The organism is Nonomuraea thailandensis (genome assembly GCF_024172165.1).
GTDB classification, from domain to species: Bacteria; Actinomycetota; Actinomycetes; order Streptosporangiales; family Streptosporangiaceae; genus Nonomuraea; species Nonomuraea thailandensis.
In genome coordinates this window covers 10,979,553-10,995,165 of record NZ_JAMZEB010000002.1, presented here as the reverse complement: position 1 = coordinate 10,995,165, position 15,613 = coordinate 10,979,553, and the positions used below count along the sequence as shown (strand labels likewise).

Sequence of the window (15,613 nt, the reverse complement as noted above, 5' to 3'; positions counted from 1 at the left end):
ACACCCCATACCAGTGTTCACGTGACCCGGCGCAGGGCGAGCGCGGCGGCCACACACGCGAGCGGGATCGCGGGCAACACGTACCGATGGTCGAAGTCGAGCGCGGCCACCGGCGCGACCAGCAGGAACATCGCGAACGACCACGGCAGCAGCGCCGCCCTGCGTCCCCGCCGCAGCGCGCCCGCACCGCCCGCCACCAGCAGCACCCCGAACACGGGCCCGTGCAGCAGCCATGGATACGGGTAGGCGGCCAGCACCGACGCGAACGGCTCGACCGAGCTCATGCCGCGAATGTCGGAGTCGTACTCGTTGCGGACCTTGCCGATGAGGGCGTGCTGCTCGGGCAGCGGCCAGGAGCCGCGCGGGAAGGTCGTGTGGGCACTGACCCGCCTGGGGTGGGCGACGGGCTGCCAGGTGAAGGCGAGCGAGGTGTCCTTGACGACCTCGCGCAGGTAGTCGAGCGGCTGGGCGGCGATCGCGGTGACGGCGAACGATCTGGCCAGGTCGTTGTGGGCGAACCGGTCGCCGGGCAGGCGGTTGAGGGAGGAGCCGGGCGCCCAGACGTACTCGGAGGCGGCGTCGAGGACGGTGCCGTTCGGGCAGAGGGGTGCCAGGTCAGGTGGCGGCTGGATGCGCGAGCAGTCGGCGAAGGTCATGGTGCGGGCCCAGAGGGCGACGCCGTCGGAGCCGCTCAGGGCGAACCTGCCGTGGTGCTGGGCGTACCAGCCGGCGTAGGCGAGCAGGGGCAGCCCGCCCGCCAGCACGAACGCCACGATCCGCCGCCAGGGTGTGCGGCGGGCCAGGAGGAAGAGCGCGGCCAGGCCGAGCAGGGGCACGGCGGCGGTGCGGGTGAGGCCGGCCAGCGCGAGCAGCAGCCCCGCCGCGGTCGCCGCCCTGGTGGAGAGGTGACCGGTGGGACGCCACAGCAGCGCCGGCAGCGCGGCCGTGATGAGGAAGATCACTTGCAGGTCGGACAGCACGGAGTGTTCCAGCCGGACGAAGGACGGGTCGAACAACACCGGCACCGTGGCCGCCGTGGCCGCCCAGCCGGGCACCGACCAGCGTCTGAGCAGCGTGTACAGCATCACCGCGACGCCGAGCCCCATGGCGTGCTGGATCCCCGCCACCAGCTCCACGCTGTGGAAGGGGCGCAGGGCCCACAGGAACCACGAGTAGCCGGCGGGGTGGAAGGCGCCCTGTGGCCGCAGGTGCACGGCCACGTCGAGGTAGGTGAACGAGTCGTACCAGTAGAGCCGCGCGGTGTCGTACCCGAGCATGACCAGCACGCGGAGTGCGGCGGCGAGGACGAGCACGCCTCCGAACACCCGGTGCCCGGAAAGGCTGCGGCCCGTGGCGTCCGCGCGAGAGCGGGCGCCACGGGCCAGGGTGGCTGTCACGAAGGGTCCCCCGATGGAGCGGGCCGAGCGGATCTCGGCCATCGGGGAGGTAGTCCAGCGAGCGGTCCATAACCCGGCCGTCACCGGATGTGGTTATGCCCGCGTTATGTCGACATGCGGTCATTCCGGGGAGCAGGCCGTCAGGCGGCGTCGAGGGCTGCGGTGATCTTGCGGAGCATCTCGGCCACGGGAGGGCGGGGGTCGCCCTGGTGGGTCCGGGCGGCTGCTTCGATGGCGACGACGACGGTGCGGCGGAAGTTGACGGCCTCCGCGGGGTCCTGCTTGTTGAGCAGGCTCATGGCCGCGGTCAGGGCCGGCAGTACGACGTCGGCGAGCTCGGCCACGGACTTGCCGCGCAGGTTCACGCCCTTGGGCCACTCGGCGAGCACGTGGCCGGTCAGGCCGGTCGCGGAGGCCAGGGCGATGGAGCCGTGGGTGGCGGCCCGGTGGGGCTTGCCGGCGGCGTCGGCGGCGGCCATCAGGGAGACCGAGCCCCAGGCCGCGGTGCGCATGGTGATCTTGTCCTGGGCGGTGAGGGTGAGGGACATGGTGGGGGTGCTCCGTTCAGTTCGTGAGGTGCTCGGTTGCTTCGTGACATCCACGATCGCCGACCGGGCTGACACCGGGCCGTCGCCGATCTGACACGGCGCTTCTACGCGGCGACGAGGATCCTGGACTCGTCGGTGGTCGAGGGCGTGCCTGCCGTGACGCGGCGTCCGCGCAGCAGGAGCAGGGCCAGTACGGCGGCCGCGAGCACGCCGGCAGCCGCGCCGAGGAAGGCGTACGACATGGCCGCGCCGTAGGCCTCGCGAGCGACCGCGGACAGGGACGGGTCGGCCACGGCGGCGGCCACCGAGCGGCGGGCCTCCTCGGGTGCGCCGGCCGGCATGGCCGAGGCGTAGCCGCTGGTCGCCAGGCTGCCCAGGACGGCCACGCCGAGCGCGGCGCCGGCCTGCTGGATGGTGTTGTTGAGCGCCGAGCCGGCCCCGGCCCGCTCGGCGGGGACGGCGCCCATCAGCGCGATGACCGCCGACGGCATCGCCAGGCCGCTGCCCGCGCCCAGCACGGCCTGGGCGACGGCCAGGATCGCGAAGCTGTCCGCGGAGGAGAGGCCGAGCAGGCCGAACCCGCCCGCCATCACCACCATGCCGAGCACCGCGGTGGTGCGGTTGCCCAGCCTGGTGCCGAGCGCGGCGCCGACGCCGTTGAAGATCATGGAGGCGGCGAACATCGGGATGAACGCCAGGCCGGCCTGGGTGGAGCTGTAGCCGAGGACGAACTGCATGTACTGCGTCAGCACCAGCAGCAGGCCACCGTTGCCGACCTGGACCAGCGTCATCGACAGGCTGCCACCCGCGAAGTCACGGTCGCGGAACAGCCTGAGCGGCACCATCGGGTGCTCGGTGCGCAGCTCCCAGACGACGAAGGCGCTGAGCGCCACGACGGCGATGACCAGCTGGATCCAGGCGACGCCGTGCGCGAGCTCGTTGATCGTCCACACCAGCGCGGACATGCCGATCACGGACAGGACGGCGCCGAGGGGGTCGGGCCTGGTCACCGGCCCTCTGGACTCGGGCATGAGGGCCAGGGCGGCCGTGACGGCCAGGGCGGCGACCGGGACGTTGATCCAGAAGACCGCCTCCCAGCCGAGGGAGGCGACCAGGGCGCCGCCGAGAACGGGCCCGCCGACCAGGCCGAGCACGCCGAAGGCGGCACCGGCGGCCATGGCCTTGCGCCGTTCGGCCTCGTCGGTGAACACGTTGATCATGATGGACAGGTTGGAGGGCATGATCAGCGAGCCGCCGACGCCCATCGCCACGCGGGCGGCGATCAACTCGCCGGGGCTGGTGGCGAACGTGGCCACCAGGGAGGCCGCGCCGAACAGCGTCAGGCCGACGACCATGACCTTCCGCCTGCCGTACCGGTCGGACAGCGAGCCGGCCGTGAGCAGCAGGCCGGCGAAGACCAGCATGTAGGACTCCAGGATCCACTGGATGTCCTGCGCGGTCGCGCCCAGGTCCGCGGACAGCGCCGGGACGGCGACGGTGAGCGCCATGTTGTCGATGACCAGAACCAGCGTGCTCAGGCAGAGCGCGATGAGGATCAGCCAGCGGCGGGGATGCGGTCGCATGTCTCCTGCTTCCTGCGCCGTTGGGCGCGAACTCGGTGTCAGGCGTCGATGGCCTGGTAGACGGTGGTCCAGAAGTCGTTCATGAGGTGGGCGGGGTTGGGGACGGTGTAGCCGAGCTGGCAGAGCAGGATGCCGGTGACGCCGTTGGCGGGGTCGGCGTAGGCGGAGGTGCCGCTGCCGCCGTCCCAGCCGAACTGGCCGATGGGGGCGTAGTCGCCGCGGTAGGTGCGTACCGCCATGCCGATGCCCCAGCCGCCTTGCTGGCCCTGGCCGAAGGAGATGTGCACGTTGTTGCGGGCCAGTTCGGTGCGGGGGGCGTTCTGCTCGGGGGTGAGCCGGTTGGTGGTCATCAGCTCCACGGCCGGGCGGGACAGGATGCGGCGGCCGTTGTGCACGCCGCCGTTGAGCAGCATCTGGAAGTAGGCGTGGTAGTCGTCGGCGGTGGAGACCAGGCCACCGCCGCCGCCCTGGAAGGCCGGTGGCTTGCTCCAGCGGCCGTTGCCGGGCTCGTCCCAGGCCAGGAACTCGCCGGTGGCGGGGTCGGGGGCGTACAGGGTGGGCAGCCGGTCGAGCTGGTCGGCGGGCACGTGGAAGCCGGTGTCGGTCATGCCGAGCGGCTCGAAGACGCGCTCGCGCAGGAACTCCTCGAAGCTCTGCCCGCTGACCCGGGAGACCAGGACGCCGGCCAGGTCGCTGCTGATCTGGTACTGCCACTGCTGGCCGGGGTGGTACATCAGCGGCAGCTCGCCCAGGCGGCGCATCCACTCGTCCTGCTCGGGCACCTCGGTGGGCAGGTTGGGGGTCAGGCCCGCGGCGAACACCGCGTTCATGATCGGCTTGCCGAGGGCGGTGAAGTCCATGCCGAGGCCGAAGGTGGAGGTGAGGACGTCGCGGACGGTGATCGGGCGGCGGGCCGGCACGGTGTCGTCCAGCTCGGCGTCCGGGCTCGTCAGCACCTGGCGGCCGGCCAGCTCGGGCAGCCACGGGTCGACCACGTCGTCCAGCCGCAGCCGGCACTCGTCCAGCAGGACCATCGCGGCGGCGATCGAGACCGGCTTGGAGGTGGAGGCCATCCGGAAGATCGTGTCGCGCTGCATCGGCGCGCCGCCGTCGTGCCGCATCGTGCCGAGTGTCTCGACGTGGGTCTGGCCGCCGCGGCTGACCAGGGCCACCAGGCCGGGGATCTTGCCGGAGTCGACATGCCGGGCCAGCACCTCACGCAGCCTGCGCAGACCCGTCGTGGTGAAGCCGTTGTTGCTCATCATGAATTCCTCGCGTCCTTCGTGGTGTGAAGCCGGTTCGCCTTGCCGAACCGCTGATGAGGGCAACCTTCGCCGGACGCTCTGATACGGGGCTGTCGCCGTTCTGACGCCACTACTGACATGGGCCGGCTGACGTGCCGGCCGGTTCCTGCTCGCACGCCACGACGGAGCTGCCGGACGGTTGACGCTCATGAGCTCGCACTTGACCGTCGCTGAGGAGAGCATGGGAGTGCGGCGGGCCGGATTCGCGGCCTCACCTCCGGAGACAGGTGATCGATGCGTCTACATCCCGGCGAGACCGAGGCCACCGGCTGGCGGGTGGTGACCGTCCTCGACGCCGTCCGGCGGCTGCGCAGGGCGTCACCCGGCGTCACCGGACGTCCGCGAGTGATCGCGATCGACGGCCGGGGCGGCGCAGGCAAGACGACCCTGGCCGAGCGGCTGCGCGAGGCGGTGCCCGGCTCGGCCGTCGTGCACACCGACGACCTAGCCTGGAACCACGCCTGCTTCGACTGGGGCGCCGTGCTCGTCGAGAACATCCTGCGCCCCCTGCACCGAGGTGAGGCGGTGAACTTCCGCCCTGACCCCTGGATCACCCACGACCGGCCCGGATCGATCACCGTCCCCGCCGGCGCCGGCGCCGTCTGGGTCGAGGGCACCGGCATCATCCGCGCAGAGCTTGCCCCGTGGCTGGACGCCTCGGTATGGATGCAGGGCGACCTCGATCAGCAGGAGCGCCTGCTGACCGACCGCGACGGCGACTCTCCCGAGCAACTGCAGCACGTACGGAACTGGCTGCTGGAGGAGCTGCCGTTCTTGAGGCGGGAACGCCCGTGGGCCCGAGCCACCATGATCGTCGCCGGCCCTCCGCACCTCGACCACGACCCGGACACCGAACTGGTCATCGCCCCGCCGACCGCCCCTGAGACCGGCCGCTCCACCCGCAGAACGCAGTGAACCCGGCCGCCGGCGGTGCTACGTCACGCGCTACGTCACGCGCTGCGTCCCGCGCCCGAGCGCCAGGACGGAGCCATCACAACTTCTCCCGCAACCTCAGGTACTCGCGCCCCGCCTTCGTGATCCTGACATACCGCGCGAGGTCGAACTCCTCATAGGCATGCCCATGATCTTCACGAATCGCGTTGAGCCCCCGCTGCGAATCGACCGGCTCCACGAACCCCATGGCGTCCAGCCGCTCCAGCTCCAGCTGCAGCTTCCCGTCCTGCCGGAACCTCGCCGGCACAGGCCCCTCACCGGCGAGCCGCCGCAGATGGTCCCACTCGTACTTGGTCACCAGCCCGCTCAGCGCGACCTGCAGCGCCCGCAGCTCGGACTCCAGCGCCCGTTGCTTGGCCTCGGTCCTGTCCAGCCTCGCACTGACCCCGCCGGCGCCGATCGACAGATCGGTGATGGAGTAGGACGAGGCCGCGAACCACACCCCGACCAGCAAGGCCGCCGCCAGGGCCACCTCGTGTACTTCGAGCCGGCGGGTTATTAGGCCGAGCGGGATGGCCACGATGTAGGCCAGGTAGATGATCGTCAGCAGAATCGCGAGGATCGTACCGATGCGCCGCGTATCCATGCCCGAAGTGTGAAGCCCTCGGCCCATCGAGGAAAGCCGATCTGGCCCTTACCGGCCGGCGCGGACGACATACCGGCAGCGTGCGGCTCGCCCCCGGTCGCGCGGCGGGCTTTGACGCGGACGCTGCGCGGGGACGGCCCATCGCCAGGGGTGGATCTGATCGGTGCCGGGGCATGATTTTGCGACCGGTGTCGTGCAGGCGAGCGGATGGGCAGGCCGGGGGTAGTGGTCGATCCCGCGGCGGTCAGACGTCCAGGGGGTGCCAGGCGGAGCCGGCGCCGTCTCGGCGGACCTGTCCGAAAACCGCATCGGCGAAGTGGATGCCAAAACCGATCGTGTCAGGCTCTTCCAGCTCGGCGACGAGTTGACGGCGATGCTCGGCGGACTGGGCACGGTCGTGGTCATAGAGGCAGGACCATTCGGGGTGGTCCATTTGGATCGGTGAATGCAGGGCGTCGCCGAAGGCGATCAGCCGGGTTCCACCGCCGGTGATGACGTACTGCGTGTGCCCGGCCGTGTGCCCACCGGTGATCTGCACCCGCACGCCAGGGAAGATCTCCTGCCCGTCCGTCACCGTGCGCACGCGCGGTGTCAGCGCGGCGACCTCCTCTTCGGTGACGCCCTGCGCGGCCAGGTCGCGGTGAGCCCATTCCGGTGCGGCCACCAGATACTCGGCCTGCGTGAACACAGGCTGGTCGCTGCCCGGGGCGAGTTGCCAGGCCCAGCCGAGGTGATCGATGTGCAGGTGGGTGAAGGCCACCGCCTCGATCTCGTCCGGCCTGCGGCCCAGCTCGGCCAGACTGTCCAGCAGCGCGCCGCCGCGAACGGCGCCGTTCGGGCTGCCCGGCTCGGCCGGCAGCGACACCGGACCCCACCCCGCGTCGATCAACAGAGCGCGGTCAGCGTTCTCCACCAGGAGACCACCGATACTCGCCACCAGATGGCCGGAGGCGTCCAGGTACTGGGGGTGGGCGGCCCAGGTCTCCTCGGTGGTGTCCGGCAGCCAGCTGCGCGGCCTGCCCTCGATCACCCCGTCCGGCACGTAGGACACCTTCGTGTCGCCCAGCCACACCGAGCGGATCCCCGCCGGCCGCCGCAGCCGCTCGTCCTGGTCAACCGCGGAGCTCGCCATGGTCGCGTTCCCTTCTCCAAGTCAGTCATCGCCACGTCTGCCATCGGCGACCAGGCCACCATAAACATCAAGCTTGAACCAGTCAAACTTGAAATATACTGACTTGATGGACTTGCTAGCATGGAGCACATGACCACCTCCCCAGAACCGCAGGCCGTCGCCGAGCGGGAGCTGTGCGGCCTGGTGAACGGGCTGGCCCAGCAGATCGCCGTTCACGTACGCGAACGCGCCGCCACCTTGGGCCTCACCGCGGCCCAGGCGACCGCGCTGCGGGAGATGACCGGGCCCATGACCATGCGGGAGCTTGCCGAACGCATGAGCTGCGAGCCCTCCAACGCCACCTTCATCGTCGACAAGCTGGAGAAGCAGGGCCTGCTCGAGCGCCGCGCGCACCCCACCGACCGTCGCGCCAAGCAACTCGTCCTCACCCCGGAGGGCGACGCCCAGCGTGAGCGGCTGCTCGAACTCCTCGTCCAGGACTCACCGCTGGCCGGCCTCAGCACCCAGCAGCAGCGCACTCTTCAGGACCTGCTCGAACAGGCCATCATTCGTTCGTGAGCCGACCCGCACAGCCATGTCCGCACAATGCCCTGCGATGCCGAGCTGTGCCCGATCCCGCCGCTTCTGCTGAGTCGTCCCTTGTCATCCTGGACACCATCAGCTAGATATGTGATCTTCCTATGTCTTTCTGAGGGCGTGATATGACCGACGCTCCGATCCTGGGTCTCTACGACTCCCTGATCACCGGCACGCTGGATGCGGAGATCAGCGCCTGGCGGCAAGCCGGCCACCTGATCGAGGTGTCGAAGATCGACGAAGAAGAGGTCGCCCATCTGCTGGGCCGCTTCATCGGCGAAACAGCGGCTCGGGCTTTCGCTGGGCTCAAGGGGCACCCTGACCGGCAAGTAGCGCTGGCTAATCGGCTGCTGGCGGAGCTCACTGAACCGGAGACCGTCGCGGAGGGGCCGCAGCAGCTCCTGTCGATCGTGGGAGACGCTCCGGGAGCGGCCACCCCGCGTCGGCCCCTGACGTCGCTTTCGGAAGCGGCCCTGCTCACCAACGCTCGCGAGGACCCGAACCTGGCGCACGAGCTTGCGGCCGAGCTCGCGAGTGCCGACCGGGTGGATCTGCTGTGTGCTTTCGTGAAGTGGTCGGGGCTACGCATCCTGGAGAAGCCGCTGGCCGAACTGCGGCGTCGGAACGTGCCGCTGCGGGTGATCACGACCACCTACATGGGGGCGACAGAACGGCGGGCGCTGGACCGGCTGGTCAACGATTTCGGCGCCGAAGTGAGGATCAGTTACGAGCGTAACTCGACCCGGCTGCACGCCAAGGCATGGCTGCTGCGCCGCCAAACCGGCTTCGACACTGCCTATGTCGGCAGCTCCAACCTTTCCCGCGCGGCTCTCCTGGACGGGCTGGAATGGAACGTTCGATTGTCGTCGGTGACCACGGCGCGGTTGCTGGACAAGTTCGAGGCAACCTTCGACTCCTACTGGAACCGGTCCCAGTTCGAGCCATATGACCCGGCGACCGATGCCGATCGCCTGGATGAGGCGCTGGCTCGCTCTCACGCGGGCAAGCAGTTGTTCGACATCCCCGAGTTGGTACCGCACCCCTTCGACCACCAGCGCGAGATGCTGGCCGACCTCGACCGGGAGCGCACCATCCATGACCGGCACCACAACCTGCTGGTTGCCGCGACCGGCACGGGCAAGACCGTGGTGGCCGCGTTCGACTACCGCAATCTGCAGCAGCGGCTGGGCCGGCAGCCGTCGATGCTGTTCGTGGCGCATCGGCGGGAGATCCTGGCTCAGGCGATGCGTACGTATCGGCAGGTGCTGGCCGTCCCGGACTTCGGCGAGCTGCACGTAGGAGAGGAGAAGTCGCGGCACTGGCGACATGTGTTCGCCAGCGTGCAGTCGCTCACCCGCCGGATCCTCGAGTTCGACCCCGAGCACTTCGATGTCGTGGTGATCGACGAGTTCCACCACGCCGCTGCGCCGACCTATCGACAGATCATCAACCATCTCAAGCCGAAGGAGCTGCTTGGCCTGACCGCGACGCCGGAGCGATCCGATGGCACGTGGGTACAGGATGAGTTCTTCGACCGGCGAATCGCCTCCGAGCTGCGGCTGTGGGATGCGCTGGATGCCGATCTGCTGTGCCCGTTCCACTACTTCGGGATCAATGACGGAACCGACCTGTCCGAGGTGAAGTGGACGCGCGGCGCCTACGACGTCTCCGCTCTCGACAACGTCTTCACCGGTGACGACGCCCGTGCCCGCCTGGTCTTCAACGCGGTGCGCGACAAGGTGAGCAACCTGGAGACAGTGCGCGGGCTGGGCTTCTGTGTCTCGGTGCGGCATGCGCACTACATGGCCGAGTTCTTCACCAAGAATAGGATGCCGTCGCTGGCAGTGGATGGATCGACAGAGGACGGCACTCGCAAGGCAGCACTCCGGGCGCTCGCCGAAGGGGAGATCAGGTTCCTGTTCGCGGTGGACCTGTTCAACGAGGGCCTGGATGTGCCCGACGTCGACACGCTGCTCATGCTGCGACCCACCGAAAGCGCCACGATCTTCCTGCAGCAGCTCGGCCGCGGGCTCCGTCGTACGCCGGAGAAGGACGTGCTGACCGTGCTCGACTTCGTCGGGCAGCACCGTAAGGAGTACCGGTTTGCCAACCGGTTCCAGGCACTGACCGGGTTCTCCAGAGGGCGGCTGGACAAGCAGGTCAAGGATGACTTCCCGCTGCTGCCGTCGGGGAGTCAGATCGTGCTCGATCGGGTGACCAAAGAGCGGCTGCTGGCCGATCTCAAGGTCCAACTCGGGGCGACGGTGAACACGCTGTCGCAGGAAATCCGCTCGCTCGCGGAGCTGTCGCTCATCAGATACCTGGAGGAGAGCGGACGCGACATCAGCGATCTGTACCGCAATCGGCGCTATTGGACCTCGCTGCTGCGCCGTACCGGACTGCTGTCCGAGCAAGTCTCGCCTCTGGAAGAGGCACTGGGACGGCGCGTCCGCGCGTTGCTGCACGTGGACGATCGAACCCGCGGTGAGGCCTACGTACGACTACTGCAGCCAGACGGCCCCCGCTACGCGTCACTGTCCCCAGCTGATCAGGCCTTCGCGCGGATGCTGTTCTTCTCGTTCTGGCGTGATGGCGGCGGATTCGCCTCCTACGACGAGGCACTGGACCAACTGCGCGGCGAGGCTGCGCTGTGCGATGAAATCAAGCAGGTGCTCTCCTTCGGCATCGACAGGCCACGATATGTGGCCAAGCCGATGGAGCTCGACGGCGTGCCGCTGGCCATCAATGCTCGCTACTCCACCGACGAGGTGCTCGCCGCGATCGGCTGGGCTTCGGTAGGTGGTCTGGTGCCCTCCACCATGCGCGAAGGCGTTGCCTGGAGCCCGGGCGCCCAGTGCGACGCGCTCTTCGTCACCTTGCAGAAGAACGAGAAGGAATTCTCACCGCAGACGATGTACCGCGATTACGCCCTCACCTCGCGTCTGTTCCACTGGGAATCCCAGAATCGGACCAGCGCCGCTTCGGTTACTGGTCGCCGCTACCAGAACCACGCGACCGAGGGCAGCCACGTGCTGCTGTTCACCCGCCAGCGGAAGGAGAACGAGCTCGGTCACCCGGAGGCCTTCGTCTTCCACGGCGAGGTGAGCTACGTGGAGCACCGCGGTGAACGGCCGATGGGTATTACGTGGCGACTCGACGAGGAAATGCCCGCAGACTTGTTCCGCCGCGCGGCCATTGCCGGATAGGGGGCATTCGTACCTCCCAGAGCAGCCGATCCGAATGCCCACTCGGCAGCACATGTGCCATTCTGTAGAAGCCCTACGGCGGATGGCCTTTTGTTGTCCAGCCCGCTGGCGACGGAAGTCGAACACATCGTGAAGAGTCACTGGATGTCCGCCTATACGGCAACCGTCGCGCGGGTATAGATCGCCACCAGCAAGGGGTAGAGCACGTGAAGACCTTCACCGTGACTGTCGCCGGCACTGAACGGTTCGACGGCGAGGAGCCTTACACATGGGTTGTGGAGGCGCCCGATATGGCCAGCGCGACAAGCAAGGCCGTGGCGTACCACGCACTCGCCCAGGATCAACAGCTGTGCGATCTGGAGGCCGACCCACTGCGCACCTTTGAAGGCCTTCCTCCTGACAATTGCGGCTATTACTGGAACGATGTGCGAGCTGAGCTTCTCTGAGTTCCGCAACCATCTGTCTGCATTTCCCTAGACTGGGATGTCAGTAGGTTGGATGCGCCCTATCCCCATCCATGATGTCCCACTCGGGTTCGGGTACGACCCCGCACGAATACGTGGCTTCCTCCAGCAACTGCGGTGTCAGTTTGATCCCGGTGAGGTGCTCGGCCAGGAGGAACATCGGACCCCTGTGGAGATCGACGAGCGGTGGGTAGCGAGCGTCGATCTCCTTCATGATCTCCACAAGCTCGGCCGGCACCGGCTCCATGTAGCCCTCCTGCGCGATGAAGCAGAACCGGAGCTCTCCATCCTCAAGCCAGTAGAAGTAGTCGAGGGCCTTGATGTCGAGGCAATAGTGGGAGACGAGGCGGGTGCCCGCGGACAACCGCGTGACGATGTCTGTAGTGATGCCGAGCACGGTGCCCGCCATCTCAACGATCATCACCCAGTCACCGACGACTGTGATGCCGACGAGCGCCCCGGACGAGCTGCTGCCGCACAACCCGTTGAAAGTCGTCGGTTTGAAGTCCTCAAGACGACCACCGAGCCGGATCGCTACTTCCTCTGGCGTCAGGCCTCGAACGTAGGTGATGCAGCCGCCTGTCTCGGCGAGCTCGGCGTGGTTCTTGTCGAAGATCATTGCGTGATGCTCGCAGGTGCCACCGACAATCGAGCTCATCGAGCCCGAGGAAGAGCGGGCTCGGCCCAGGCCGGGGGTCCGGGGGCCGGGAGGCCCCCGGCAAGGGGGCGGCTCCCCGACAGGGCGCAGCCCGGAGCTCAAGGCGCGAAGCGCCCCATGCGGAGGTCCAAGCTTTGAGCTGGGGTGCTGCCCGGAGCCGAAGGCGCAAGCCCGCGCCTTCAGATCTTGCCGACACCGGCGCCCGCCGGCACGACGGTCGGGACGCTGGAGGCAGGGTCGGCGGTGTACGGGTAGATGGTGCGGGGTTCGGGCACGGAGCCGCGCACCTCGATCGCGTGGTTGCAGTCCACGAGGATGTTGTCGCGCTGGACGATGCGGCCCAGGTCTCCACTGAAGTCCACGCGGCCCGGGTTGTTGACGCTGAAGAAGTAGTTGCCCTCCATCAGGATCTTGGAGTCGTTGGTGGAGGCCACGCCGTAGCTGTTGTCCCGGTAGTAGTTGTTGTAGACGTGGGTCAGCTCCGAGAAGCGCACGCGAGGATGGCGCTGGTCGGAGGCGTCGAAGTAGTTGTGGTGGTAGGTGACGCGCAGGCGGCCGATGTCCTGGGCGCCGTTGTCGTCGTCGTGGCCCAGGAGCAGGGTCTTGTCGTGGTCGTGGAACCTGTTCCAGGAGACGGTCACGTAGTCGGAGCCGCGCTTGATGTCGACCGCGCCGTCGTCGCCGTTGGACAGGTCGTTGTGGTCGATCCAGACGTGGTGGCTGAACATCTGCACGTTGATCAGGTCGTCGGTCGCGCCCGACAGGGACAGGTTGCGGATGATGACGTTGTGGACGGCGTTCGCGGGTGGTGAGGTGACGTCGTCGTCCACCGGGAGGCCGATGTTGAGGCCGCCGCCCACCAGGCGCGCCGTGCTGCCGAGGCCGATGATGGTCTTGTCGGAGGTGACGTTGTGCATGCCGTCGGACGAGCCTGTGGGCAGGGTGATGGTGCCGCTGACCTGGATGACGTACGGGCCGGGGCGGGCGATGTGGTCGAGGAACTGGGCGGTGGTGGTGACCGTGACCGTGGGGCCGCCGGCGCCGCCCGTCGTGCCGTTCTGGCCGAGGGCGTTGACGGCGGCGAATCCGATGGGGCCGGCGTCCGCTACCGAGGAGGCAGCGATGGTGGCTGCGGTCGAGGGAGGTAGGCAGATCAGGGGGGCTGTGATGAGCAGGGCCACCGTGATGGCCAAGCGCCGTAACGCAAAGCGGACAGTCATGGTGAGAACTCCTTGAAGATTGCCGACGCCGGCTCCGACACCGCACCGGCGCCGCTGTCGCCTTCACCGAGTTCGGGTTCGCCTGTGTACGCGGAGGGTCCTTGGATGGTGCTGCCGGATAGACAAGAAACCGCCGAACTCGGCCAAGGCCGGGGGTCCGGGGGCCGGGAGGCCCCCGGCTAGGGGGTGTGGGGGAGCTCGGCTCCCCCACCGGGCGCAGCCCGGAGCCTGAATGCGCGAAGCGCTGCCAAGCGGAGGCCCGAGCTTTGAGCCCCGAAGCCTCGTTTAGATCTTGCCGACGCCGGCGCCGGCCATGACCGTCGCCTTCACCGAGTTCGGGTCGGCCACCGTGTACGAGTAGTACGCGGACGCCTCCTGGACGGTGCCGCTGCAGTCAGGAGCGCCTGACTCGTTCACGAACACGTTGTTCCGCGCGACGCACCTCCCACCGGGCCCCGCGTAGGAGTTCGTCACGGGCTCCTCGACCCGCTCGAAGTAGTTCCCCTCGACCAGGCACCCGGCATCGGCCTGGCAGGCCACCCCGGTGTCGGTGTTGTAGAAGTAGTAGTTGTTGTACACGTGCACGGGCTCGCCGAACCGCACCCGCGGGTTCCGCTGCGGCGTCCCGTCGAACCAGTTGTTGTGGTAGGTGACCTTCAGCCGTCCGACGTCCTGAGCGGCGTTCCCGTCGTCGTGCCCGAGCAGCATGTTCTTGGTGTGGTCGTGCGTGTGGTTCCAGGAGACGGTCACGTACGACGACCCCCGCTTGATGTCGATCAGCCCGTCGTACCCGTCGGCCAGGTCGTTGTGGTCGATCCAGACGTGATGGCTGAACATCTGCACGTTGATCGAGTCGTCGGTGGCCCCGCGGAACGACAGGTTGCGGATGATCACGTTGTGCACGGCGTCGGCGGGCGGCGAGGTCACCGCGTCGCTCGCGGGCAGGCCGATGTTGAGCCCGCCCCCGGTGATGCCGGACGTCGCACCGACCCCGAGGATGGTCTTGTCGGAGGCCACGTCGTGCATGCCCGCCGGGACGGTGATCGTGCCCATGACGCACACGGTCAGCGGGCTCTGCTGGCCGATCGCGGCGAGGAGCTCGGCCGCCGTGTCCACCGCGACGGTCGGTCCGCCCGCGCCGCCGGTGGTCCCGTTCTGCCCCCACGCGTTCACCGAGGCGAAGCCGGTGGGCGAGCCGGAGGTCCGGCAGCTCCCCGGCGGGATGGTGGGCGTGGTGGGCGGGTCGGTGGGGCCGCCGAGGTCCGTGACGAGCACGTCGTCGAAGGTGGCGCTCGCGTAGTAGCCCGCCAGCCCGGCCCTCCCGGAGCCGAACGAGGTGTCCGTGGTGGAAACGACCTGCACGTTGTTCACGAAGCCGCGCAACGTGGTGCCGAACGCCTCCAGCCTCACCGTGTGCCACGCCCCGGTGGTGACGCCGGCCGCGCCGGTGGCGAGCGTGATGGGGGCGCCGCCGGTCCGCTTGCCGAGGACGGCGGCGCCCGTGTTGCTCAGGCCGAGGAAGTAGTAGTTGCTGCTGCTCTGCGCTCTGGCCAGCACCGCGACGTACCGTCCTGAGCCGTTGTACGCGATCGGCTTGACGCGGGCCTGCACCGCCTGATCGCCCCAGCCGCTGCCGCCGCCGGCCAGGGCGCGGGCGTCGGCGCTGGTGCCCGACTGGCGGTAGGCCGGGGAGCCGTCGGTGACCACCGACCAGCTCCCGCCGGACCGGGCCCAGCCGGTCGCGTCGCCGTCCTGGAAGTCGTCGCTGAACAGGGTCGCGGCGGACGCGCTCGGGATGATCAGGAGTGCCGCGACGATGGCCGCGCCGAGTGCGGCGCAGGCCAGGTGGAGCGGAGTGTTGCTGCGCACCGTGGAGCCTCCGGGGGTGAGGGGCGGCGACCGGGCGCGTCGGGGGGAACGAGGAGAGCGCCGTATCGCGCTGCCTGACGGGACGAGCTTCACATCTTTATGCAACCGATTGTTAG

13 protein-coding genes are annotated in these 15,613 nt (G+C 68.7%); 4 read left to right on the top strand and 9 right to left on the bottom strand.

Annotated elements, in window-relative coordinates; translation table 11 throughout:
- Window positions 1-17 precede the first annotated feature (17 nt).
- The 4 genes from HD597_RS55060 to HD597_RS55045 all read right to left on the bottom strand — a co-directional run bounded on the left by HD597_RS55060 (window position 18) and on the right by HD597_RS55045 (window position 4,793).
- Window positions 18-1,397 (bottom strand): hypothetical protein, encoded by a 1,380-nt coding sequence (locus HD597_RS55060; RefSeq protein WP_253756155.1) that lies wholly within the window; start codon window positions 1,395-1,397, stop codon window positions 18-20.
- 140 nt (window positions 1,398-1,537) lie between these two features.
- Window positions 1,538-1,945, bottom strand: coding sequence for a hypothetical protein (locus HD597_RS55055; RefSeq protein WP_253756153.1), 408 nt, complete (start codon window positions 1,943-1,945; stop codon window positions 1,538-1,540).
- 104 nt (window positions 1,946-2,049) lie between these two features.
- Window positions 2,050-3,528, bottom strand: coding sequence for an MFS transporter (locus tag HD597_RS55050; protein ID WP_253756151.1), 1,479 nt, complete (start codon window positions 3,526-3,528; stop codon window positions 2,050-2,052).
- A gap of 38 nt (window positions 3,529-3,566) precedes the next feature.
- Window positions 3,567-4,793: a serine hydrolase domain-containing protein gene (locus tag HD597_RS55045; RefSeq protein ID WP_253756149.1), complete on the bottom strand. Its 1,227-nt coding sequence runs from the start codon at window positions 4,791-4,793 to the stop codon at window positions 3,567-3,569.
- A 273-nt stretch (window positions 4,794-5,066) separates the two neighbouring features.
- On the opposite strand from HD597_RS55045, the gene HD597_RS55040 reads away from it, so the two are divergent.
- Window positions 5,067-5,747, top strand: a complete 681-nt coding sequence (locus tag HD597_RS55040; protein WP_253756147.1) for a uridine kinase family protein — start codon at window positions 5,067-5,069, stop codon at window positions 5,745-5,747.
- Window positions 5,748-5,823: 76 nt separating this feature from the next.
- On the opposite strand, the gene HD597_RS55035 is transcribed toward HD597_RS55040, so the two are convergent.
- Both HD597_RS55035 and HD597_RS55030 read right to left on the bottom strand, forming a co-directional pair.
- On the bottom strand, window positions 5,824-6,372 hold the full coding sequence (locus tag HD597_RS55035) for a hypothetical protein (protein ID WP_253756145.1): 549 nt from the start codon (window positions 6,370-6,372) through the stop codon (window positions 5,824-5,826).
- 244 nt (window positions 6,373-6,616) lie between these two features.
- The gene (locus HD597_RS55030; RefSeq protein ID WP_253756144.1) at window positions 6,617-7,504 is read right to left on the bottom strand and encodes an MBL fold metallo-hydrolase; all 888 of its coding nucleotides are present in this window, start codon (window positions 7,502-7,504) and stop codon (window positions 6,617-6,619) included.
- A 129-nt stretch (window positions 7,505-7,633) separates the two neighbouring features.
- Between HD597_RS55030 and HD597_RS55025 the strand changes: the two genes are divergently transcribed.
- The 3 genes from HD597_RS55025 to HD597_RS55015 all read left to right on the top strand — a co-directional run bounded on the left by HD597_RS55025 (window position 7,634) and on the right by HD597_RS55015 (window position 11,732).
- Window positions 7,634-8,062, top strand: a complete 429-nt coding sequence (locus HD597_RS55025; protein ID WP_253756142.1) for a MarR family winged helix-turn-helix transcriptional regulator — start codon at window positions 7,634-7,636, stop codon at window positions 8,060-8,062.
- Window positions 8,063-8,205: 143 nt separating this feature from the next.
- Window positions 8,206-11,286 (top strand): DEAD/DEAH box helicase, encoded by a 3,081-nt coding sequence (locus tag HD597_RS55020; RefSeq protein ID WP_253756140.1) that lies wholly within the window; start codon window positions 8,206-8,208, stop codon window positions 11,284-11,286.
- A 206-nt stretch (window positions 11,287-11,492) separates the two neighbouring features.
- Complete coding sequence (locus tag HD597_RS55015; RefSeq protein WP_253756138.1) at window positions 11,493-11,732, top strand: hypothetical protein; 240 nt, start codon at window positions 11,493-11,495, stop codon at window positions 11,730-11,732.
- 40 nt (window positions 11,733-11,772) lie between these two features.
- Here HD597_RS55015 and HD597_RS55010 read toward each other — a convergent pair whose 3' ends face one another.
- From HD597_RS55010 to HD597_RS66315, 3 genes are all read right to left on the bottom strand, one after another.
- Entirely contained in the window at window positions 11,773-12,369 is a 597-nt protein-coding gene (locus HD597_RS55010; protein ID WP_253756136.1) for a DUF6461 domain-containing protein, read from the bottom strand.
- A 218-nt stretch (window positions 12,370-12,587) separates the two neighbouring features.
- Window positions 12,588-13,628 carry a pectate lyase family protein gene (locus HD597_RS55005; RefSeq protein WP_253756134.1) on the bottom strand — a complete coding sequence of 347 codons (1,041 nt, stop codon included), beginning with the start codon at window positions 13,626-13,628 and terminating at the stop codon, window positions 12,588-12,590.
- Window positions 13,629-13,913: 285 nt separating this feature from the next.
- Window positions 13,914-15,497, bottom strand: a complete 1,584-nt coding sequence (locus HD597_RS66315; RefSeq protein ID WP_253756132.1) for a pectate lyase family protein — start codon at window positions 15,495-15,497, stop codon at window positions 13,914-13,916.
- Window positions 15,498-15,613 lie beyond the last annotated feature (116 nt).